Origin of the sequence: Cognatilysobacter terrigena (assembly GCF_004361065.1) — a bacterium.
Lineage (GTDB): Bacteria > Pseudomonadota > Gammaproteobacteria > Xanthomonadales > Xanthomonadaceae > Cognatilysobacter > Cognatilysobacter terrigena.
On sequence record NZ_SELT01000071.1, the window covers coordinates 1 to 1,329 of the forward strand.

The window sequence follows — 1,329 nt, forward strand, 5'->3', positions numbered from 1 at the left end:
GCGGCGCGGCTTAACTCAGGTGTTAGCGCCCATGCCGCGACCCGTCGCAAGCGAGTCACTAATCGCACTCATGGCCTCGGCCGCTGCGTACGAAGACAAAGGCCAGGCTTGGGCAAACGCGACAACGCAACAGATTGAGGCTCAGCAGGCGGCATTCCAACAAAGGATGCTGGCCGCCATTGATGAAATCGGGGCGAAAAACGTCGACTCGGCCATCATTTCGGCCGTACGCTCAGGTGGAATATTCCGCGACTCTTCCGGCTTTTACTTAAACCTAGCGCTGGATACCCTGCCATGATGGGCGCTAACAAGTCGTCCAAGCCGACGCCGCTTCGCGGCGCGGCTTAACTCAGGTGTTAGGCCACGCACTGCGGTTTCAGGTTGCGGGCAACCCTTCGGCAAAGCCGGGTTGATCGCACGCCGAACTTCTCCGCTTTCGTGCGCCAGCTCCATCGCACTTCCGCAAATGCTGTTCCCGCCGCACTCGCCCGTTGTGCCGCGGCGCTTGCGGCCAGCCCAGCGTCACACGTCGCGTTCGCAGCGTTCACCGTCGGCTATTTGCGGTCCGCGGCACTCCTAACCCGGGCCGTCGTACCATCGCGCTTGGGAGTTAGGCTTCAGCTCAAGCGGTTTCGGCTGGGCGTGGCCTAACAATTCGTTCAAGCCGACCCCGCTTCGTTACGGCTTTGCAGTGGCAGGTAAAGCTTGCCACTGCAAAGCCTCCACTACGCAGGTCGGCTTAACTCAGGTGTTAGGCCGCTATGGAAAATTGCAGCGACATTGCGCGTTCTAAAGCAGAAGTGCTTATGCACTCGCTGCTTCAAAGCCCCATTCTCTTACTGTCAGCTCTGCTGCTCGCGCTGATCATCTGGCTCGCGTCTCGACGCCGCAGATGGAAGGCTGCGCTGTTGGTAGCGGGTTTCTCATGGGCTTGGACTATCTTCACTCTCGGTCTAACGGACTGGGTCTTCAACCGCGTGGCTTCGAGCCTAGGCTGTGGAAGCGAGGCTGGAGATGCGCTGTGGCTGACCGGGTTGCCGGCTATCGCATGCAGCCTATTTGCGGCCGGCATCCTTGGAGTGTGCGGCGTGCTTATGGCCATCTATTTGGGCCGCGACGACGGCATCCGGCGCCATGTTGGGGGCAGCCGCCGTGATTCCATCACGTGAGCGGCCTAACAATTCGTCCAAGCCGACGCCGCGTCGCGGCGCGGCTTAACTCAGGTGTTAGGCCCCTATGACACCCGATCAGGAATTCGCAAGAATAAGAAAGCTCGTATCAGCCGCGACGTCCATGCTTTCGCTAGAGGTCGGGCTGGCCGTTGGCGCA

General features: G+C 60.3%; 1 protein-coding gene. It reads left to right on the forward strand.

Features of this window, described 5'->3' with window-relative positions; translation table 11 throughout:
• Nucleotides 1-298, forward strand: a 298-nt coding sequence (locus EVS83_RS15400) for a hypothetical protein (protein ID WP_208108779.1), incomplete at its 5' end; no start/stop codon positions are given.
• Nucleotides 299-1,329: the final 1,031 nt, after the last annotated feature.